This is a genomic window from Streptomyces sp. NPDC127119 (genome assembly GCF_042677425.1).
Lineage (GTDB): Bacteria > Actinomycetota > Actinomycetes > Streptomycetales > Streptomycetaceae > Streptomyces.
In genome coordinates, this window is record NZ_JBHXTO010000002.1 from 62,087 (window position 1) to 81,869 (window position 19,783).

The 19,783-nt window shown below is 71.0% G+C and carries 20 protein-coding genes; 4 read left to right on the forward strand and 16 right to left on the reverse strand.

The features are described from left to right. The first annotated feature begins 136 nt into the window (after positions 1-136). Complete coding sequence (locus ACFVH5_RS01265) at positions 137-1,393, forward strand: aminotransferase class V-fold PLP-dependent enzyme (protein ID WP_385831080.1); 1,257 nt, start codon at positions 137-139, stop codon at positions 1,391-1,393. A gap of 53 nt (positions 1,394-1,446) precedes the next feature. Here the strand turns inward: ACFVH5_RS01265 and ACFVH5_RS01270 are convergent, their stop codons facing one another. The 11 genes from ACFVH5_RS01270 to ACFVH5_RS01320 all read right to left on the reverse strand — a co-directional run bounded on the left by ACFVH5_RS01270 (position 1,447) and on the right by ACFVH5_RS01320 (position 12,029). Further along, positions 1,447-2,454: a YihY/virulence factor BrkB family protein gene (locus ACFVH5_RS01270; RefSeq protein ID WP_385831082.1), complete on the reverse strand. Its 1,008-nt coding sequence runs from the start codon at positions 2,452-2,454 to the stop codon at positions 1,447-1,449. A gap of 203 nt (positions 2,455-2,657) precedes the next feature. After that, entirely contained in the window at positions 2,658-3,584 is a 927-nt protein-coding gene (locus tag ACFVH5_RS01275) for an anti-sigma factor RsbA family regulatory protein (protein ID WP_385831084.1), read from the reverse strand. Next, positions 3,581-3,964: an STAS domain-containing protein gene (locus tag ACFVH5_RS01280; RefSeq protein WP_385831086.1), complete on the reverse strand. Its 384-nt coding sequence runs from the start codon at positions 3,962-3,964 to the stop codon at positions 3,581-3,583. The genes ACFVH5_RS01275 and ACFVH5_RS01280 overlap by 4 nt, the downstream gene beginning before the upstream one ends. A gap of 240 nt (positions 3,965-4,204) precedes the next feature. Next, on the reverse strand, positions 4,205-5,263 hold the full coding sequence (locus tag ACFVH5_RS01285) for a glycoside hydrolase family 5 protein (protein ID WP_385831293.1): 1,059 nt from the start codon (positions 5,261-5,263) through the stop codon (positions 4,205-4,207). A 337-nt stretch (positions 5,264-5,600) separates the two neighbouring features. Next, positions 5,601-5,885 carry a zinc-ribbon domain-containing protein gene (locus ACFVH5_RS01290; RefSeq protein ID WP_383935676.1) on the reverse strand — a complete coding sequence of 95 codons (285 nt, stop codon included), beginning with the start codon at positions 5,883-5,885 and terminating at the stop codon, positions 5,601-5,603. Between the two features lie 155 nt (positions 5,886-6,040). After that, complete coding sequence (locus tag ACFVH5_RS01295; protein ID WP_385831088.1) at positions 6,041-6,526, reverse strand: hypothetical protein; 486 nt, start codon at positions 6,524-6,526, stop codon at positions 6,041-6,043. Between the two features lie 169 nt (positions 6,527-6,695). Continuing rightward, positions 6,696-7,586 carry an STM4011 family radical SAM protein gene (locus ACFVH5_RS01300; protein ID WP_385831089.1) on the reverse strand — a complete coding sequence of 297 codons (891 nt, stop codon included), beginning with the start codon at positions 7,584-7,586 and terminating at the stop codon, positions 6,696-6,698. A 6-nt stretch (positions 7,587-7,592) separates the two neighbouring features. Beyond that, positions 7,593-8,963: an STM4012 family radical SAM protein gene (locus tag ACFVH5_RS01305; protein ID WP_385831090.1), complete on the reverse strand. Its 1,371-nt coding sequence runs from the start codon at positions 8,961-8,963 to the stop codon at positions 7,593-7,595. Continuing rightward, a complete protein-coding gene (locus ACFVH5_RS01310) occupies positions 8,960-9,766 on the reverse strand; it encodes an STM4013/SEN3800 family hydrolase (RefSeq protein WP_385831294.1) in 807 nt (268 codons plus the stop codon). Before ACFVH5_RS01310 ends, ACFVH5_RS01305 begins: the two co-directional genes overlap by 4 nt. Before the next feature lie 64 nt (positions 9,767-9,830). Continuing rightward, positions 9,831-11,024, reverse strand: a complete 1,194-nt coding sequence (locus ACFVH5_RS01315; protein ID WP_385831092.1) for an STM4014 family protein — start codon at positions 11,022-11,024, stop codon at positions 9,831-9,833. Between the two features lie 36 nt (positions 11,025-11,060). Further along, positions 11,061-12,029 (reverse strand): STM4015 family protein, encoded by a 969-nt coding sequence (locus ACFVH5_RS01320; RefSeq protein ID WP_385831095.1) that lies wholly within the window; start codon positions 12,027-12,029, stop codon positions 11,061-11,063. A 245-nt stretch (positions 12,030-12,274) separates the two neighbouring features. Between ACFVH5_RS01320 and ACFVH5_RS01325 the strand changes: the two genes are divergently transcribed. Both ACFVH5_RS01325 and ACFVH5_RS01330 read left to right on the forward strand, forming a co-directional pair. Next, positions 12,275-12,601 (forward strand): hypothetical protein, encoded by a 327-nt coding sequence (locus ACFVH5_RS01325; protein ID WP_190854525.1) that lies wholly within the window; start codon positions 12,275-12,277, stop codon positions 12,599-12,601. A 168-nt stretch (positions 12,602-12,769) separates the two neighbouring features. Beyond that, positions 12,770-13,798 carry a DUF6745 domain-containing protein gene (locus ACFVH5_RS01330; RefSeq protein WP_385831097.1) on the forward strand — a complete coding sequence of 343 codons (1,029 nt, stop codon included), beginning with the start codon at positions 12,770-12,772 and terminating at the stop codon, positions 13,796-13,798. Positions 13,799-13,843: 45 nt separating this feature from the next. Here ACFVH5_RS01330 and ACFVH5_RS01335 read toward each other — a convergent pair whose 3' ends face one another. The 5 genes from ACFVH5_RS01335 to ligA form a co-directional block, all read right to left on the reverse strand. Next, positions 13,844-14,785 carry an endonuclease/exonuclease/phosphatase family protein gene (locus ACFVH5_RS01335; RefSeq protein WP_385831295.1) on the reverse strand — a complete coding sequence of 314 codons (942 nt, stop codon included), beginning with the start codon at positions 14,783-14,785 and terminating at the stop codon, positions 13,844-13,846. 432 nt (positions 14,786-15,217) lie between these two features. Then, complete coding sequence (locus ACFVH5_RS01340) at positions 15,218-15,658, reverse strand: hypothetical protein (protein WP_385831099.1); 441 nt, start codon at positions 15,656-15,658, stop codon at positions 15,218-15,220. A gap of 294 nt (positions 15,659-15,952) precedes the next feature. After that, positions 15,953-16,096 carry a hypothetical protein gene (locus ACFVH5_RS01345; protein ID WP_385831100.1) on the reverse strand — a complete coding sequence of 48 codons (144 nt, stop codon included), beginning with the start codon at positions 16,094-16,096 and terminating at the stop codon, positions 15,953-15,955. A 137-nt stretch (positions 16,097-16,233) separates the two neighbouring features. After that, complete coding sequence (locus tag ACFVH5_RS01350; RefSeq protein ID WP_385831102.1) at positions 16,234-16,836, reverse strand: hypothetical protein; 603 nt, start codon at positions 16,834-16,836, stop codon at positions 16,234-16,236. A 116-nt stretch (positions 16,837-16,952) separates the two neighbouring features. Next, positions 16,953-19,109: an NAD-dependent DNA ligase LigA gene (ligA, locus tag ACFVH5_RS01355; RefSeq protein WP_385831104.1), complete on the reverse strand. Its 2,157-nt coding sequence runs from the start codon at positions 19,107-19,109 to the stop codon at positions 16,953-16,955. Between the two features lie 74 nt (positions 19,110-19,183). Here ligA and ACFVH5_RS01360 point away from each other — a divergent pair, with 74 nt between their 5' ends. Next, positions 19,184-19,747 (forward strand): GNAT family N-acetyltransferase, encoded by a 564-nt coding sequence (locus ACFVH5_RS01360; RefSeq protein ID WP_385831106.1) that lies wholly within the window; start codon positions 19,184-19,186, stop codon positions 19,745-19,747. Positions 19,748-19,783 lie beyond the last annotated feature (36 nt).

Here is a 19,783-nt window from a genome sequence, read left to right on the forward strand (position 1 = left end):
CCTGTACGTAAGTACCCATGCCTACGCTGGATCCTTTCCGCGCAGGAGATCGATATCCACCGATCGACGGCTTTCTTCCGGACCCGGGGAGAGCGGGCGAGGCATACGAACGCCGGGCGGATGGAAACACCTCGTCATGGAACACACCAGCGTTGGACACGGCACCGTGGAAGACAGCAGCGTGGAGAGTGGCCGCGTGGAACACCCCGGCCTGGACATCGAGGCGCTCCGCGCGGAGACCCCGGGCACCGCACACCGCGTGCACCTCAACAACGCCGGGGCCGGGCTGCTCTCCCGGCGGACCCTGGCGACGATGACCTCGCACCTGGAGTTGGAGGCGGACATCGGCGGATACGAGGCTGCCCGCCAGGAGAGGGACCGCATCGACGCCACCCGTACGAACCTCGCCCGACTGGTGGGCGGGCGGCCCGACGAGATCGCGCTCTTCGACAACTCCACGCACGCGTGGAACGCCGCCTTCTACTCGATGACCTTCAAGCCGGGCGACCGTATCCTGACCGGTCGTTCGGAGTACGGCAGCAGCGTACTGGCGTATCTGCAGACCGCCCGGCGGTCCGGCGCCGAGATCGTGGTGGTCCCCGACGACGAGTTCGGCCGGCTCGACACCGCGGCGCTGACCGCACTGATCGACGAGCGCACCCGCCTCATCGGCGTCACCCACATCCCCACCAGCGGCGGCCTGGTCAACCCGGCGCACGAGATCGGCCGGATCGCGCGAGCGGCAGGCGTGCCGTTCCTGCTCGACGCCACACAGTCCGTGGGGCAGTTCCCCGTCGACGTCACCCACATCGGCTGCGACATGCTCACCGCCACCGGCCGCAAGTTCCTGCGGGGCCCGCGCGGCACCGGCTTCCTGTGGGTCCGCAGCGAGGCCCTGGACTACCTCGACCCGTTCGTCAGCGACATCGAGGCGGCGACCTGGGACGGCGAGCGGAGCTTCACCTGGCACGCCGGCGCACGGCGCTTCGAGAGCTGGGAAGCGAGCTACGCCAACGTCCTGGGCCTGGGAGCGGCCGTCCGCCAGGCCCTCGACCTGGGCCTGGAACCGATCGGGGAGCGGGCCATGGCCCTCGGCGCGTATCTGCGCGAGGCACTGGACGCCCTGCCCGGCGTCAGCACGTACGACCTCGGCCGGGTCCGGTGCGCCATCGTGACCGCGAAGGTCGACGCCGTGCCCACCGCGGACGTCGCCGCGGTGCTCGGGCGGCAGGGGATCAACGTGAGCACGACCGTGCCCGAACACACCCAGTTCGACACGGAGGCGCGGGACGTCCACCCTCTCGTACGCCTCTCACCGCACTACTACAACACCCATGCCGAACTGGACCGGGCCGTGGAGGCCGTAGCCGACCTCACGCGCACGACCGGATGACCGGACGACAGACCGACGCCCTCACACCCCCCCCCGAGGTTCCCTATGGCCCCTCATTCCATACGGGCCTGCTCCTCGTCGCTCCAGGCGCGGGTGTCCCGGGGCGGAACATAGGGCTCCTCGGTGTCCGGCAGACCGCCCGCGATGGCGCGCTGCCGTGCCATCTCGGAGTCGAACTCCAACCCGAGCAGGATCGCGATATTGCTGATCCACAGCCAGACCAGGAAGACGATGACACCGGCGAGCGTGCCGTAGGTCTTGTTGTACGAGCTGAAGTTCGCCACGTAGAACGCGAACCCGGCCGACGCGATCATCCAGATCAGCAGGGCCAGCACGCTCCCGGGAGTGATCCACTTGAAGCCGCGGCCCTTCACGTTCGGGGTCGCCCAGTAGAGAAGGGCGATCATGACAGTGACGAGCACGACCAGCACCGGCCACTTCGCGATCGACCACACCGTCAGCGCCGTGTCACCGATGCCCAGCGCGCTGCCTGCCTCGCGGGCCAGACCACCGGTGAACACCACGATCAGCGCGCTGATCACCGCCAGCACCAGCAGTACGACGGTCACACCTACGCGGATGGGCAGCACCTTCCAGACGGGGCGTCCCTCCGGCATGTCGTAGACGGCGTTGGCGGAGCGGATGAAGGCCGCCACGTAGCCGGAGGCCGACCACACGGCGAGCACGACACCGACCACGGCCATGACGGAGCCGATGCCGCCCCGGCCCTGCAACTGCGTCACCGCGTCGCTGATGATGTCCCGGGCGGAACCGGGAGCCAGCTTCTTGAGGTTGTCCAGGACCTCCTGGGTCGCCGATTGCCCGGCGATACCCAGGATCGAGACCAGGAGCAGCAGTGCCGGGAACAGCGAGAGCACCCCGTAGTACGTCAGTGCCGCGGCCCTGTCGGCGAGTTCGTCGTCCTGGAACTCCTTGACCGTGCCCTTGAGGACGGCAGGCCAGGACCGCTTCGGCAACTCGTGGAGCCTGTCCGGCGCCCGTTCCTCGATCTCCTCCGCCGGCCCCGGAGCCTGCTGCTCGGATTCAGATGTCCTTGACATACCGCCCGGGTATCCCACCCGCCCCCACCCATGCCCCGACTCCCGGCGGTGCGGGGAACCGCGCACCCAGCCACCCTCGATTTCGGGTGACCATCTTCATCAGGCCAGACCCCAACCCCCTAGGGGCGCGGGGAACTGCGCGGCCAGCCACAACGAACCCGCACCCGCAAACGCACCCACAAGCCACCCCGAAGGGCGAACCCTCAGACGTCGACGTAACAGCGAATGACCGTACCCTCAACCCCCGTACGAACACGCACCAGATCCACGAGGTAGTTCACCAACAACAACCCCCGCCCACCCACCTGCGCCGGAGGCGAAGCCCGCCGCCCGGCGAGCGGATCCTTCAGCTCCCCCTCGTCACGCACCTCGCACACCACCTGCCCACCCTCGCCCCACACATACACCGTGCCCGAACCACCCCCGTGCACCACGCTGTTGGTGGTCAGCTCGGCCACGACCAGCGCCAGGTCGTCCAGCCGGACGCCGGACAGACCGAACCGCGCGGCCCGCTCGGTCACGAAGGACCGGGCCGCCGGCAGCTCGTCCGCCCCGAAGACGTACCCCTCCGCCCCCTCCGCGACCGGCAGGGGTTCGTTGTACCGCTCGACCACCCGCTCGGGCGCGTACGACGGGCTGTTGCGCCACCGGCCGTCGGAGATCACGACCGGATGCGTCGCGTACGCGTCGGTCAGCACCTGCTCATTGAGCCCCGCCTCGTCGTACGGACAGAGGACCGTCGCGTCCCGCCCCTCGAACGCGGAGTTGATCAGCGCCTCGTGCTGGACACAGGCCGGGTACTCCACGCCGGAGCGCTCGGGCCAGATCGGCTCCCCGACGATCCGGACGCGCGCCTTCGGGTGGGCGTCGGCGAACACGCTCAGCACCCTGGGAATGATCCGTCCGGGATTGCGCCCCGCCTGCGTCATGTCGATGAAGCGCACATCCGTCGCGCCGTCGCCCAGGGCTGAGCGCAGCACGTCCAGCCTCGGTCCCGGCACGGCGACCGCCACCGGTTCGCCGGCCGCCAGACCCTCCCGGATGAACGGCACGGTGCCGTTCACGTACTCCTCCTCGCCCCGGTAGAAGAGGGCGGGATGCGCGAACGGCTCGGAGAGCGAGGCCGTCATCGCGCCACCACCTCCACGCCCGGCAGGTCGGGCCAGAACATGTCCAGTACCCGTCCCACGGCGGCAGGTGGCTGTTCGATCATGATGCGACGTCCTTCGGGAAGACCTTGAACCGCCGCCGCGAGGGCGGAGACACCGGCGACGTCGACGAAGGTGACCGCCGAGAGCTCCAAGTGGCACACCTCGACATCCTCCAGAGCCAGCCGGTCCAGCGCCCGTTCCCAGGCCGTGCGGGTCGTCAGACTGACCTCGCCCGCGGCCTGCCAGCCCGACCGGTCCGCCAGCGGGCGCACCTGGAGGGTGCCCGTGGACCGTGCGGACGACACGTCCGGCAGGTCGCCGGCGAGGTCCGCCTCCCACGCTCCGTCCACGCTGACCACCCCTGAAGTGTCGTCGTTTCCCGCCCAGTATTCCCTCTCCGCACCTCCCGTGAGGCAACAAGGGCACATGGGCAAGGAGGATCAGTCCGGAGGCCCGGAGGCCCGGAGGCCCGGAGGCCCGGAGGCCCGGAGGCCCGGAGGCCCGGAGGCCCGGGAGCCCGGGGGCCCGGGGGTCATGGCCGCGCCGAGGGTGCTGCCAGAACGCGGCCGGGACGCGGTCAGTACGTGGCCCTTACGCGGTCAGGGCCGGACGGGCTTGCCGCGTCCCCAGGCCCAGGCCAGCCGGTCGGCGCCGGACTGGTTGGTGGTGGCCAGCCCCGGCCGGGCGGGGTCACCGACCAGGGTCTGCAGCGAGTACGTGTCGTCGGTGCGCAGCCCCGGCCAGTACACGGAACCCATCTTCAGCTCGCGGAACGTGTCGGTTACGGCCTGCAAGTAGTTGACGAAGTTGTCGTCGGGCGCCGGCTTGTTGTAGTCGAGCCCGGTGGTCATGGGGGAGCCGAACTCGTCCGCCACGGTCCGGCCGGCGCAGTCACCGATGCGCACCTTGAGGTCGGCGACCCACTCGTCGTAGGTGGCGTACTCCTTCCAGAACCCGTAGTGGTGGAGCGACAGATAGGTGCCCTTCAGGCGCGGGTCGGCGCAGACGGACGTGACGTGGTCGTTGTAGCCGGCGCCGCTGACGAACACGCGATCGCGGGGCACGTTCCGGTACGTGTCCAGCCACTTCGCGGCGATGTCGGCCCACTCGGTGTCCGTGTAACCGTGCGGCTCGTTCATCGGTTCGAAGTAGACGCGCTTGTCGTCCTTGTACGCCTTCACCACGGTGTTCCACATGGGCCAGTACGTGGCGGGGTCGTCGATGAAGCCGTCCTTGCGCGGGCCGGTGCCTTCCCAGTAGGACAGGATCACCTTGAAGCCCTTGTCCGACGCCGCGTCGACGACCCCGCGGTAGGACGTCCAGTACGAGCCGTCGACGGTGTACGGGTTGATCGGCAACCGGACGGTGTCGGCGCCGAGGTTCGCGCGGAACCCCGAGATCACCCGGGTCGCCTTGGCGTAGGTGCGGGCATAGCCGTCGGAGGTCGACAGACCGGAGAGCACGACGGGATCGTCGGCGAAGTTGTCGCGGGGATCGGCCCAGTTGACGCCCTTGAACTGAGTCGTGTCGACGCTCGGCGCGGCGGTGGCGGCAGGGGCGGCGGCGATGCCCGTACCGCTGCTCGCGGCGATCGCCAGGGCCACCAGAGTGGCGCGCAGCCGGGGAGTGGAGCGGGGGCCGGTGGGGGTTCTGCGCATCATCGTGCCCTTTCTGAGGAGGACGGCGCAGCACAGCGGCGGGGCCTGTGCGCGGGCGGATGTTTACGTAAACATCGAACGCCCGAAGCTGCCCCGGCCGAACTCTCGGCCAGGGCTGGGTCGGTGGTGATGTTTACGTAAACATGACGGCGCCGGAATCGTGGCACCCACGGGAGTGATCGTCAAGGTTTCTCACACGTAACGTTCGTTGCCGCAAAGCCGGGACGGACGTTGTCGCAGAGCCGGGCGGAACGGTGGTCCGCGGCGGGCGGGTTCGGGCCTGCCCCGGGCCGTGGCCCGGGGGTGGTGGGCCGGACGTCGGGCGCAGGGGACCGGATCAGCCCTGGTAGGGCTGCTGCTGCGGCTGTCGGCCGTGGGGCTGGCCGCCCGCGCCCTGCACCTGCAACTGCTCCGCCTGCTCCTTGGTGATCTTCTGCTGTGCCCCGCAGAACGTGCACTGGGTCGCGTACTTCGTCGAGACGGGGAACAGCGGGACGAAGAACAGGGTGAACTTCGTGACGCGCTTGCTGAGCGTGTGCGCGGCGGGATTCCCGCACTGGCCGCACACCAGGGTCAGTATCGCCAGCTGGTAGAGATATCCCTTGGTGCCAAAGATGATCATGCGGTGGTTCCTTTCGGGCGGGCCGTGTCCGGCGGGGCGGGACCGTACCGGTGAGCGAAGGTGTGCGCTCACCGGTCACGGTCTCGCCCCCCAGTCTCGTGCACGGCGTGCCCGGCCGGCGGCACTCCCGCTGTTGCGGAACCGATCTCCGCGGGTCAGATACCCATCGAGGCCATCTCGATAGCCGACCGGTAGTTCGCCGACGCGGTCACCACGCAGGCGCGGTAGGTGCGGTTGTCCTTCACCGCGAGGAAATAGTCCTTGAGGTTCTTCCAGTAGCTGAGCAGGTAGCCGACGCCCGGGACGAAGCCGGCCGGCCGGGGCACGAGGGCGAAGGCCTCGGAACACCGGAGGATCTCGCCGGTCGCCGTGGAGAGCACGTCGGCGACCTCGGGGTTCATGTTCCAGCCGGCGGCCAGGTCCGCGTTCCAGATGGCCGCGGCCACCTCGCGCAGGTGGGCCTCCTCCTCCGGGGTGAAGCTGCTCTGTCCGAACACCGCCTGAGCCGCCTCGGCCGCCGCGACCGAGGGGGCCGGAGCCGCGGCCGGTCCGGTGACGGCCGAGGCCGCGGTGCCCGAGACGCCGAGGAAGAGTACGGCCGCCGTGACTGCCGCCGCGTACGTGACCTGTCTGCCGCTCATGCTGATCGGTCCCCTCTGTGGATGTGCCCGGAGTCTGCCGCCCGGAGCTGATGCCCGGGGCGGACCGACGCTGTCATGTGCCGCGCAAAGGGGTCAACGGCGACATCCTGCCAGCCGCGCCGCCCGCGGCCGAAGGGTGATGCTTGACGGTGCGGCAGTCAACGGGGCGTCAGGCGCTCCCAGTTGTGGATATGAGGGGCAGGAGCGGTCGGTCGGGGAGGGCGGGCGGTACGCGTTCCAGAATTCCGCCCGCGAACACGTCGTACAGCGGCAGTGTCTCCAGGTGGACGTATCCGATGTGGCAGTCGCACAGCTCCTTGGGGCAGGGCCGGGGGCCGAGTGCGGCCCGGTAGGAGCCGTCGTAGAGGTTGCCCAGTTCGGTGCGCACGAAATGGCAGCGGCGGACCGTGCCCTCACCGTCGACCGAAAGGACCGACTCGCCCGTGCGGCACGGCATGCCCGCGGAGCGGTGCGGGTGGCGGCTGAACGGGAAGAGCGGGTCCAGCTCCGTCCACTCGGCGGCCTGCGCGTCCGTATAGGTGTGCCCCTCGGCGGCGTTGACCCACAAGTAGACGTGCGATGGCAGCTCCGCGCGCAGCCGACGCGCGTGCTCCAAGTGGTCGGGCACTCCGACGATTCCGACACTGAAGCGGACACCGAGGCCGGCCAGCGCGTGCGTCTTGGCCAGGAAACGTTCGTACGGAGTCTGTCCCGGGTGGTAGGTGCACCACAGGGCGACGGTGTCGGGGTCCGCGTCCCCCAGCCAGTCGGTCCGGCAGCTCAGATTGGTCTGGATGGCGACCCGCTGTATGTGCGGCTGGTGCGACAGGTCCACGAGGGCGCGGCGGTACCAGGAGCGCACCAGCCCCTCGCCCCACGGGGTGAACAGCACCGAGAGGCGGTCCTGCCGCTGCTCGTGCGCCCACGCGCTGAAACGCTCAAGTGCCGCGCGGTCGGCGCGCAGTTGGGCCGTGGAGTCCCGGCGCTTCGCGAACGGGCAGTACGGGCAGTCGTAGTCGCAGGAGGAAAGCGGGCCGCGGTACAGCAGGGTGAGGTCCATCGGCGCTCACTTCGTCTCGTAGGCGGCCATGGCCTCGCGCACGGCCGGTGAGAACAGCTCGGGGCCGATGGCGTCCGAGTGCGCGAGCCCTTCGGGGGAGAGCCGGAGCAGCCGCGGCCGGGCGTCGTCGAGCCAGCCTCGGTCGACGAGGGTGTCCAGCTCCGCCGGGAAGTCGTCGTACGGGTCCGTACCGAACCGCAGACGGTAGTCCTCGACCGGCAGGCCCTCCGCCTGGAGCAGCGACTGCAGCAGATGCCGCCGCCTTGCCTCGTCCTCGTCGACCCACCTGCCGTGCAGGGCGCGGGAGAAGTCCTCGGTGGCGGTGTAGTCGTCGATGATGCCGCGGATCTCCCGCATCGACACCGCGTAGTCGAAGGAGTAGTGCAGCCGTGAGGTGTACGAGCGCGCGCCGCAGCCCAGGCCGATCATGCCGTCGGTCTGGCACGCGTAGTCGTCCGGCCCCTGCGGCGGCGCGTCGGCCCGCCGGAACATCCGCATCGACACCTGCTCGTACCCGTGCGCGAGAAGATGGTCGCGGCCCTCCCGGTAGCGGCGCAGCCGTTCCTCGTCCCACCGCAGGTCGGCCGTGCGCAGGTCGGTGTGGCGGCCGAGACCGGTGAGCGGACGTATGTAGAGCGGGTAGAGGTAGATCTCCTCGGGGCGCCAGGACAGGGCCGCGTCGAGGGAGTACCGCCAACTGGCCGCCGTCTGGCCGTCGATGCCGTAGATCAGGTCGATGTTCAGGACCGGGATCGCGGCCTCGCGGATGCGGGTCAGCGCCGCCTCGACGTCGCTCCTGCGCTGCGGGCGTACGGCGGCGCGGGACTCCTCCTCGACGAAGCTCTGCACACCCAGGCTCAGGCGCGTGGTGCCCCGTTCCGCCAGGACGGCCAGCCGGTCGGCGGTGGCGGTGGACGGGGAGGCCTCCACGGACAGGGGGACGGCCCGCAGGTCCACGCCCATCTCCCGCTCGGCGATGTCGCACAGCCGCTCCAGCTCGGCGGCCTCCAGATAGGTCGGAGTCCCGCCGCCGAACGCCGCGTTGGCGAACCGCGGCGGCTCCTCGTCACCCAGGGCCTCGCGAACGGCGGCGGCCTGGCGCCGCACGGCGTCCAGATAGCGGCCCGTCAGCCCGTCCGGCGCGCCGATGCGGGTGAAGAGGTTGCAGAAGCCGCAGCGGATCTCGCAGAACGGGATGTGCAGGTACAGCGAGAGCGCCTGCCGGGACTCCCCGGCCCACAGGTCCGCGAGCCGGGGCCGCGGGACGAGCGGCCGGTAGGCGGTCTTGTGCGGATACGCGTACGTATAACTCTGGTAGGGGCGCGGCACGGCGACGGAGGTACCCGCAGCGCTGCCCGCGGAAGTGGCGACGGTCATGTGGGCGGCTCCAGGAAGAAGTGGCCGTAGGGCACGGTCCACACGGATTCGTGGCCGAGGCGGTGGCCGGTGTAGCCGTCGTCCCCGTAGGCGGTGCCGTGGTCGGAGCAGACGATCGCGAAGCAGCGGCGGCGCGAGCTCATCGCGCTGAACAGCCGTCCCACATGGCGGTCGATGTACTCCAGCGCCGCGGCGTGCGTGAGGCGGCTGTCGCCCGCCTCCCGGGTCGCGCCGGGGAGGTGGAACCAGTTCGGCTGGTGCAGCGCGGAGGCGTTCAGGAAGAGGAACAGCCGCTGTTCCGGAGGCAGTTCGGCGACCGTCTTCTCGGCCTGTGCCACCTGCGCCTCGAAGGAGGTCGGCGAAGCCACGGAGAACTCGGGCTCCCAGTGGCTCTCCTGGAAGTAGCCGGGCAGTACGTCGCCGAGGGCGCCCTGTTTGTTGAAGAAGCCGACGCCGCCGATGCACACCGTGCGGTAGCCGCGCGCGGCCAGGGCGGACACGATGTCCGGGGTCTCGAAGACGAACGTGCCGTCCGCTGTCGTCTCGCTGCCCGCGAACCGGGCCGCGAAGAGGCGCGGATGCGGCCCGGGTCCGGCGGGCGTGGGGAGGAAACCGGCGAACATCGCCTGGTGGGAGGCGTAGGTGAAGTTCCCCGGCGCGTGCCGCTTCTCCCAGACGCCGTCCGGGAGATGGGCGGTGAGGTGGGGCAGCCGGCCGGCTGCCGCGAGCTCGACCGCCACGTCGTGGCGGAGGGTGTCGAGGGTGAGGAGGAGCAGGTCGTCCCGGCCCACGACCTCGTTCATGTTCGGAGGGGTGGTGGACGTCCCGGGCGGGGCGTCGGTGCGGTCGCCCGAGGGCGGTACGGGGTCAGGCTGTGGCATGGGCTGTCCTCGGCAGGTCGTGCGGTGAAGCGGGTGGTCCGGGCTCCCCGGCCGGTGTGGCGGGAGCGGGGCGCGGGCCGCGGCGGAAGGAGCCGGCCGCGGCGATCTGCGCCGCGTACGTGTCCTGGCCCTCCGCCCCGCTGCCCGGCAGTCCGGTGAGGCGGGGGAGCAGGTCGCCGAACGCGTTGACCTCGCCGACGGCGAAGCGGCGCCAGCCGATGGCGGGCAGCAGGTCGACGCCGACGCACAGCGAGCCGGGGAAACAGGCGGCGGCCCGCTCGCTCACCTCGACGGCCGTGGTCCACCGGTCACCCGCCAGCGCGCGTACGGCCGCCAGATCGCCACGCGTCCCGCCGAGATGGAGATTGGTCAGCGGCGAACGGCTGGTGCGGACCACGGCGTGGGTGGCCCGGCCGGCCACGACCACGATGCGCAGATCGGCCGACCGGCCGCCGAGGGAGGCCTTCGGCAGCCAGCGTTCGACATGCAGCCCGTCGGGGGCCAGGGTGTCGACGATCGCGGCGACCTCCGACTCCGACGTGTAGCGGCGCACCCGCAGTGAGTTGTACAGCCGGCCGTCCTCGGCGCGCTCCACCGAGGTCGTCGCACGGATCCGGCCCGCGGCGGCCGTCTCGACGGCCAGGACACCGGAGGCGGACGAGCCGTGGGCGAGTTTGACGAAGGCACGCCGCATGCCCGCCGCCGCCATCATGTCCCGTACGTCCGACCACCCCCGGACCGGCGGGAGACCGACGGAACCGGACGTGGGGGACGGCGGCACCGGCACGTCGGCGCGCGCGAGCCGGTCGTGACACAGCCGTTTGTCGAACATCACGGCCAGCTCCGCCGGGTCGTCGAGCCGTACCCCGCCGCGCAGCGAGGCCACGCAGTCCAGGAACCGCCCGTACCACCGCGCGGAACCCTCCACCCGCGTCGGCTCGTCCACGCCCCGCAGCAAGGCGTCCACGTCGGCGTTCTCCCCGGGGGAGTCGAGGCGGACGATCTCGTCGTCGGCGAAGGCGTGCCCGCCGTCGCGCAGGACGTCGAGCCACTCGACCACCCGGGGTGTGCCATGGCCCGCGGCCTCGGCGGCCGCGGTGAACAGCCCCACCCTGCGGTTGTCCCCGTTGGCGACGACCACCCACTTCGGCGGTGCGTCCGCCGATCCCGTACGGCCCATGCCGTTCCCCCTCCCTGGTCCTGACTTCGCGGCGCGCTACTCGCCCACCGCGACGAAACGCCAGACCTCGCCGTCGTCGTCCTCGTCGGACTCGGCGTCGTCCTCGTCGACGTCGACCTCCACACCCGCGGGTTCGAGGGTCTCCAGCAGCCGGGTGCGCAGGGCGGGGCTGAGGTAGTTGTGGTGGAGGTCGAGCACCTTGAGGTGCGTCAACGGCTGGCCGGTCAGCAGCGCCGTCGCGCCGTCGTCGGTGAGCACACCCATGGAGACGTCGAGCTCCTCCAGACTCGCCACCACGGGAGCGGACGCGAGGGCGGAGCAGATGGCGTCCTGGATCTCGCTGTTGTGCAGGGCGAGCCGGGTGAGGGCGGGCAGCCTGGTGCCCGCGAAGAAGGGTTCGAGGTCGGCGACGTCGCAGTCCCCGCCGTACTCGGAGGTGCCGAGCCACAGGTCGAGTTCGACGAGGGAGGGCAGGTCGCTGGCGGCGATGGCCCGCACCACCTCGACGGGCAGCCCGCCGCTCTCGACGGTCAGCTTCCGCAGCCGCTCATGACGGGCGGCGGGAAAGACCAGTCCGTTGCCGCCGCGGACCCCGAACTCCTCCAGACCGGGAAAGGCTTCGAGGAGCGGACCCATGTCGCCCTGGGTGATCCAGGAGATCTCGGCCTCCTCCATCACGATGTCGCCGACGAACAGCGCGCGCAGGGCGGGCAGCCGGTCGCGCGCCGCCACCAGCGCCTTGACCACCTCGTCGGGGGCGGAGTCGTACACGTCGCTCCACGCGCCCACGACGATCGCCCGCACCCGCTCGGTGTCGACGGCCGCCAGGAAGCGGCCGAAGGCCTCCTCCCACTGCTCGTCGGAGTCGTAGGAGTTCACCGCGATGTGCCAGGCCACGGACTCGGGCGACGGAAGCGAGGACGGTTCCGGCTTCGGGTCGTCGACGCCCGGGAAGTTGAAGGCCGGCAGCCCGTGGAACTCCTTGAAGTGGTCACCGATGGTCATGCGCGCCTGCTCCTTCGTGCTGAGGTCGGTGGATCGGCAGTCGTGGGTCCTGATCCCGGCGCGCGCCGACCGCATCCAGGTACCGGAGTTCTACCAAGTCCCACTGACATCGCGTGGATCAGGGGTCCTCCTGCGGCGCCCCCCGTCCCGCACAGACCGTGTGACCTGCGGTCGGGGGCGATTGTCAGTGGTCACCTCTACGGTCCTTCCCATGGCACACGGTGTGCCGCAGCGGGAGGAGACCCATGTACCGGCAAGGAGACGTCCTGATCGTGGCGCTGGCCGAGAGCGCGGTGCCGGAGCACGCGGCCGACGCGGCGTCCGAACCACGTGACGGCCGCGGCAGGCTCGTCCTGGCACTGGGCGAAGTCACCGGCCACGCCCATGCGGTGGTCGGACCCGGACGGCTCGTCCGCGAGGCCGGCCTGTTCGGGCCGATGCTGCTGCACGTGCCCGACGGCGCCCGCGTCGTCCACGAGGAACACGCGGCGATCTCCCTCCCGAAGGGCTGGTACCGGGTGATCCGGCAACGGGAGTACGTGCCGGGCTCGGTGCGCATAGTCGCCGACTGACGACAGACACACATCGCACACGCGGACAGCACGAGGCAGGACAGCGCGACGCGGGACATGGCGACGCGGGACAGCGCGACGCGGGACAGCGCGACGCGGGACAGCGCGACGCAGGGCCGGGCGGCACGGGGGTGCGGTCCGGAACGGTTTTTGGGGAGAGGAACGGCGTTGATGGAGCAGGGCAGTTGGCGGACGACGGCGGCGGCCACGGGGCCGGGGGACCGGGCGGCGGCCGAGGAGGGCGTACGACTCGCCTACCGGCGGGCAGGTCTGGCCGAACCGGAGCGGATCGTATGGACGCGCTCACCTCGCGAGGCGGTACGGACACTCATGGCGGCGGCACATCCGGACGCCGCGGAGCCGGACACCTTCGGGGCGAGTGTCCGGGACGCCGTGTTGGGCGCCCCCTGGGCCGCCGAGCGGGCACGGCTGCACGCGGAGCTGGGGCCGACGGGATGGAGCGGCCACTGGCGTGCCACGGGAGCGGGCCTGTGGGAGTCGACCCGCACCCTGGTCGACCGGGTGCGGGCGGGCATCGTCGAAGAATTCGCCGACGACCGGGCACAGGAGACACAGGTCCGCCTCCTTCTGCTGGACGCGGCCCTGGGGCAGCACGACGCGGCCTGGCTGTGCGCCTTCGACTCCGGGGACGAGAGCCCCCTGGACGGCCTGGCCGCTGTGGCGCGCCACGCGGGCTGGTGGTGGCCCTACGAGAAGGCGGCGGTCATCAGCGAACGCCCCCTGACCCTGCACCGCGACGAGGCCGGACGCCTGGACCGCGGCGACGGCCCGGCACTGGGCTACGGGGACGGGTTCGAGCTGTACGCGTGGCGCGGAATGCCCGTCCCGGGAGACTTCCTCGACGAGCTGACCAGACTGACTCCCGAGCGGATCCGCGGCGAGGAGAACGCCGAACTGCGCCGCGTCATGCTGGAGTACTACGGCTACGACCGCTATCTGGACGAGTCCGGCGCGGTCCCCGTCCACCGCGACGAGACCGGCGTGCTGTGGCGGGTCCAACTCGTCGGTGACGAGGACGTGGTGATGGTCGAGGTCGTCAACTCCACCCCGGAACCGGACGGTACGAGCCGCACCTACTGGCTGAGGGTCCCGCCGACGACGCGCACGGCCCGCGAGGGCGTGGCATGGACGTTCGGCGTCGGCGAGGAGGCGTACGAGCCGTTGCAGCAGACGTAGGAAGGCGGGCGGGGGCGGAGTGTCGCGCGGGGGGGAAAAAGAGCGTCAGGGAGTCGGCGACGGGTCGCCGGAGCCGCGATCGAGCCTGATGTCGACGGCGACGGGGAGGTGGTCGCTGCCGGTGGCGGGCAGGGTCCGCACGTTCGACACGGTGGCCGAGCGGGCCAGGACCTGGTCGATCCGGGACACGGGCAAGGAGGCGGGCCAGCTGAAGGCGAAGGCCTGCCCCGCCGGGTCCGTACGGTCCATCCGCGAGGTCACCGGATCCAGACCCCGGTCGTCCAGGGTGCTGTTGAGGTCACCGAGCAGGATCACCCTGTCCAGCTTCTCGGCGGCGAGCGCCGATCCCAGCAGTCCGGCGCTCTCGTCCCGCGGACCGGAACCGAGACCGCGCCAGCCGAGGCGGACCGAGGGCAGGTGGGCGACGTACACCGCGATGTCGCCCCACGGAGTGCGAGCCGTGGACCGCATTCCGCGGCTCCAGCCCTCCTCGATCGCCGCCGGTCTGATGTCCACCCGGCGCACGTCCGACAGGGGATGCCTCGACCACAGCCCGACCGTTCCCTCGACCGCGTGATGCGGGTAGTCCCGTGCCAGGGCCTTCTCGTAGGCCGGCAGTGCGGCGGGGGTCAGCTCCTCCAGGGCGACGAGATCCGGTGCGGCCTCGATCAGCGCGGCGGCGGTGCCCGCGGGATCGGTGTTCACGTCACTGACGTTGTGCTGGACCGCCGTGAGGTCGTGTGCGCCGCGGTCCTCCGGCAGGAGCCGCCCGCCGAACGACTGCCCCCACACGGCCACGGGCAGCAGCAGGGCCACCAGCGCGGTCGCCGAGCGGCGCAGCAGCGCGAGAACCAGCAACAGCGGGACGGCCAGGCCGAGCCAGGGCAGAAACGTCTCCAGCAGGCTGCCGAAGCGGCCCACCGTGTTGGGCACCAGAGAGTGGAAGGCCAGCAGAGCGGCGGTCAGTACGGCGAGTGCCGCCGGCACACGTCCACGCGCCCAGGGCGACCGGCCGTCCGCGTCCGGGCCCCAGGGCCGCCGGGAGAGGTGTCGCCAGGAGAGCTTGCGATGCCATAGGCCGGGCGCCGCGGCCTTCGTCCCCGTAGCCGCGCTGCCGTCCGCCGTGCGCTCCACCAAACCCCACCCGCATCCGTCCCGGGATCCCGCATCCGCTCCGGAACCGCTCTTCGCCTCGCGTCATGAACCTCACGTCATGAACTCCGTGTCATGAACCCGCGTCATGCGCGCGATGTACCTGTCACGACGCTCAGCGCGGTGATCAGGTTCCGGCAGCGAGCCCTTCGCCCCGGGGGCGGGCGGGTGCACCGGGGGAGGACGGGACTGTCGCACGCCGACAGGCCCGTAGGAGCAGAAGCTCCTACGGGCCTGTGAGCAGATGCCTCGGCGGCGTCCTGCCGCTCAGAGACGACCGCCGCTGAGACGGGAGAGCGGGCCTCGCTGCCGCAGACCGGCACGCCGGCCGACGGCGTAGGAGGAGAGGACCACGGCCGCGGTCCCCGCGCCGACGCCGGCGGCCACGACCTTCCTGGCCTTCAGGAGGGTCCAGACGAGACCGGCCTTCCCGACCGTCTGCTGAGCGGCCGTGGAAACACCGCCCTGCACCGTCCTGGCCGTTTCCTTGGCCCTCTGCGACGCGACTCCGCCGAGGTTCACCAGGGCTTCCCTGCTGCCACGGCCGACGGCCCCGGCAGCGTCCCCGGCGTTCTTCACCGCCTCGGTGGCGGCCTTCTGCGACTCCTTCGCGGGCGCCATGGCACCTTCGGTCACGGTGGTCTTCGCCGCTCGCGCATGCGCGGTGGGCGACTGTCCGTTCGTGGTTTTGTTGTTCGCTCCAGCCATGAACACCGGGTATCCGGCTCTGCGTTCGGCAAACGGGAATTGTGTTCTACGCCTTCACGGCCTTCAGCCTGCCCCGTCGCACGCGTGTGCAGAGCGGTCCGAGAAAGCTGCTAGACTCGATCTTGAGCGAGCCGCCGAGTGCGGGCCCGTCTCGCGTCGGTGGTCCAAGGAAAGACGCCCCGCTTCCTGCGGGGAAATGCAGGTGCAAGGCCTGCCCGGCGCTCAACAAGACCCCACCCGAAGTGCATCGGGTGGGGTCTTTTCGTTGACCGGGGGCGGGCCGCTCGATCGGGGTCAGCGTCGCCCGCGCAGTTTGCCCAGCAGCCGCTGCGCCTGGGCACGGCGTCGCGGATCGGCGGAGGCGCGGCGTGCCTGCTCGATGGTGCGTCCCTGCGGGCTCCGGGCGAACTGCTTGATCTTGTTCATGATGCCTGCCATGGCTGTACTCCTGGGCCGGGGGCGGTGGTGCGGTCCGTGCACAGCTCCGTATACCCCGTCACGGGGAGACCACAACGGCAACGCGCCCCCGGCTCCTGCTCAGAACCTGGTGGAGGCGCCGGCGTGGGACACCTGGGTCACAGGGCGAAGGAGTCGGTGAGGTGCACGGCGTAGCCGTCGTCCTCCATGAGGAGAACGGTGACCCCGAAAGGGGAGGGGTGGTCGAGGTCGAGGGGAGTGAAGGAGTACGTGAGGGCGGCCTGGATCGGCGGGGCCAGCTCGCCACCGGGCTGCGGGGGCGGGGCGGGGAGCCACCGGGGCTCGACCGCGTCCGGAACCTCGGGCGTCGACCCCTCGGGCGTCGACCCCTTGGGCGTGGACGCCAAGGGCTGGTGCGTGCAGGGGAGTTGATGCAGTACGTGACCGTCCTTGGTGGCGTGCACCAGGTTCAGACAGGGTGCCGGGCCGACGACCGGAAGCCCGCACTCGGTCGCGACGTTCTCGGTGTCCCAGGCGAGCACCACCTCGTCCGCGCCCGCCGCCGCGGCGACGTTCGAGAGCTCGACGATCGCGGTCATGGCGTCCTCGCCGGTCTCGGCCGGACGGAGCCAGACGAGCCCGACCAGTTCGCCGCGGACGAGCGGCATGATGACCGGACGGGGCGCCCTCCCTTGGGCCAGATCCGCGGTGTACGCGTTCTTCATCGATGCGACCAGTGCGTCCCACGTCTGGGTGTCCACGGAAATCCCCTCACCAACAGCCTGTTCACGAGCGACGCAGAGCCTGTCACGACGGCCCGGTCCTGCGCCAGCGGCCCCGGCCGGGAGCATGCGGAGCACGGTCGGCCGGGGGCGGACTACTGGGCGGGCTGTTCGAGGTGGTCGGTGACGAGCTCGGCGAACTCGTCGGGGGTGGCCAGGCGGATGCCGAGGGTCTCGGCCTTGGCGCGCTTGGATCCGGCGCCCTCTCCCGCCACCACCAGGGTGGTCTTCTTGGAGACGCTGGAGGAGGAGCGGCCTCCCGCCCGTTCGATGAGTTCGTTCATCTGGTTGCGGCTGAGCTTCTCCAGTACGCCGGTCATCGCGCCGGTCACGACCACCGTCATTCCGGTCAGCGGCCCGCCGGCCGGCGCCGAACCCTCCGTACCCTCCGAGCTCTCCGGATCTCCCGAACCGGCCGAGCCCTCGGACCCTTGGGAGCTGCCCGAGGCGTCCTCGGCCGTCGGCGGGCTCGGGGGAGTGGCGCCGGGCTCGGTCATGTTCACCCCGGCGGCGACGAGCTTGTCGATGAGCGGGGCCAGTTCGGCGAGTTCGGAGACGATGGACGGGGCCTTCTCCGTCCCGATGCCCTCGACCTGCTGCATCGACGCGGCGTCGGCCGCGCGGACGTGGTCCATCGTCGCGAAGTGCCGGGCGATGCGCCGGGACATCGACCGCCCCGTGCCCCGTACGCCGAGCGCGCACAACACCCGTGACAGCGGGCGCCCCTTGGCCGTGGTGAGCGCCGCGAGGAGGTTGTCGGTGCTCGTCTCACCCATCCGCTCCAGACCCAGGAGCTGGTCGCGGGTGAGGGTGAACAGATCCGCGAGATCGGCCACCAGCTTCGCTTCGACGAGCTGGACCACGCGAGTGTGGCCGAGACCCTCGATGTCGAGCTGATCGCGGCCGGCCGCGTACGAGAGGGAGGCGACCAGGTGGCAGTTGCGGCCGTTCTCGCAGCGCCAGCGCTGCTCGCCGGTGTCGATGCCGCTCCCGCACCGCGGGCACACCTCGGGGAAGACGATGGGCTGTTCGTCACCGGTGCGCAGATGGGCGACGGGGGCTTCGATACGGGGGATGACGTCACCGGCGCGGTGGACCATGACATGGTCGCCCAGGCGCAGGTCGCGGCGCGTGATGTCGGCCGGGTTGTGGAGGGTGGCGTAGGTGATGGTGGCGCCGTCGATGACGACCGGTTCGAGGACGGCTCGCGGGGCGATGATGCCGGTACGGCCCACGTTCCACTCGACCTCAAGGAGCCGGGTGATCTTCTCCACCGCGGGCAGCTTGTAGGCGATGGCCCAGCGCGGGGCGCGCGAACCGGATCCGGCGGCCTGCTGGTCGGCGGCCAGGTCGGCCTTGATGACGATCCCGTCGATACCGAACGGCAGCGCGGCGCGCAGCGCGGCGATCTCCTGCACCCGGGCCAGGACCTGCTCGGCCGTCCCGGCGGTGGTGCCGGGCACGGCGGTGCCCGCGGTGGTGTTCACCCCGAGCTCCGCGGCGCGGTCCATCAGTTCGCTGTGGGACAGCTCGTGCAGCCGCCCGGCCGCCTCGGCGTCCGTGTCCGGCAGGGGCAGCAGCCCGTAACCGAAGAACGTCATCGGCACGGTGTAGGCGCGCTCCTTGGCTCTCAGGGTGCCCGCCGAGGCGCCGCGGGGATTCGCGAAGGGCTGTCCGCCGTGCGCGGTGCGCACCTCGTTGGCGTGCTCGAACTGCGCGGTGGTCATCAGGACTTCACCGCGCACCTCCACCGTCACGGGCTCGGCCAGGACCTCGGGCAGGCCCTCGACGGTGCCGATCGCGTGCGAGACGTCCTCCCCTGCCGTCCCGTCCCCGCGGGTGATCAGCCGCTCCAGGCGGCCCGCGGTGTAACGGGCGGCGATCGCCAGGCCGTCGAGCTTCGGTTCGACGCTGAACCGCTCCACGTCATGGCCCACGCGCCGGGCCAGCGACGCCGTCCAGGCGGTGAACTCGTCGGCCGAGAACACGTTGTCCAGACTGAGCATCGCCACCGTGTGCGGCACGTCGCCGTCCACCGCGCCACCGGCGACCTTCCCGCTGGGTGAGCCGGGCAGCACCTCGTCGGGATGTTCCGACTCCCAGTCGGTGATGGCGCGCACGAGCCGGTCGTAGGTGTCGTCGTCCATCGGCGAGGTGCCGCCCGTGTAGTAGGCGGCCGACGCCTTCACGGCGTCCTCGACGGCCTGTGCGTAGGCGACGGCATCCACGATCACTGCAACTGGTGAGGTCATGGGGGTCATCCTGCCTGCCACCACTGACAAACGGCTCCGGCCCGGGCTCCGGACACGGCGTGCTCCAATGGGGGATGGCATCGTTTTGGACCGGTGAACGAGTACGGCTGCGTGGTGTCGAGCCCGACGACTGGACGGCGCTCATGGGCTTCGAGGTGGACGAGGAGGGGCTGGGCGACCTGGTGCGGGCGCCCCGCTCCGCCGAGGGCCATCGTGTCCGGGCGAAGGAACTGGCGCTCGCAGGACCCGACGGGGACCGCTTCGTCCTGGTGGTCGAAGCCGTCGACACGGGACAGCCGGTCGGTGTGGTCGGCTCCCAGCATGCCGACGCGCGCGCGGGCTGGTTCGAGTACGGCGTCTCCCTGGGCGCGGAGCACCGGCGCAAGGGACATGCGACGGAGGCCGTGACACTGCTGCTGCGTTACATGTTCGCCGAGCGGCGTTTCCACAAGTGCCAGGCGCGGGTCTTCGCACACAACGAGGCGTCGCTGGCACTGCAACGCAGACTCGGTCTCGTCGAGGAGGGGCGTCTGCGCGATCAGGTGTTCTTCGCGGGCCGGCATCACGACGTGGTCATGTTGGGCATACTCGCCGACGAGTTCGCCGACCTGCACCCGGCCGGTCCGACGGTGATGTGACGGGCCGCGGACACCTCGGACCGTCGGCGGCCCCGG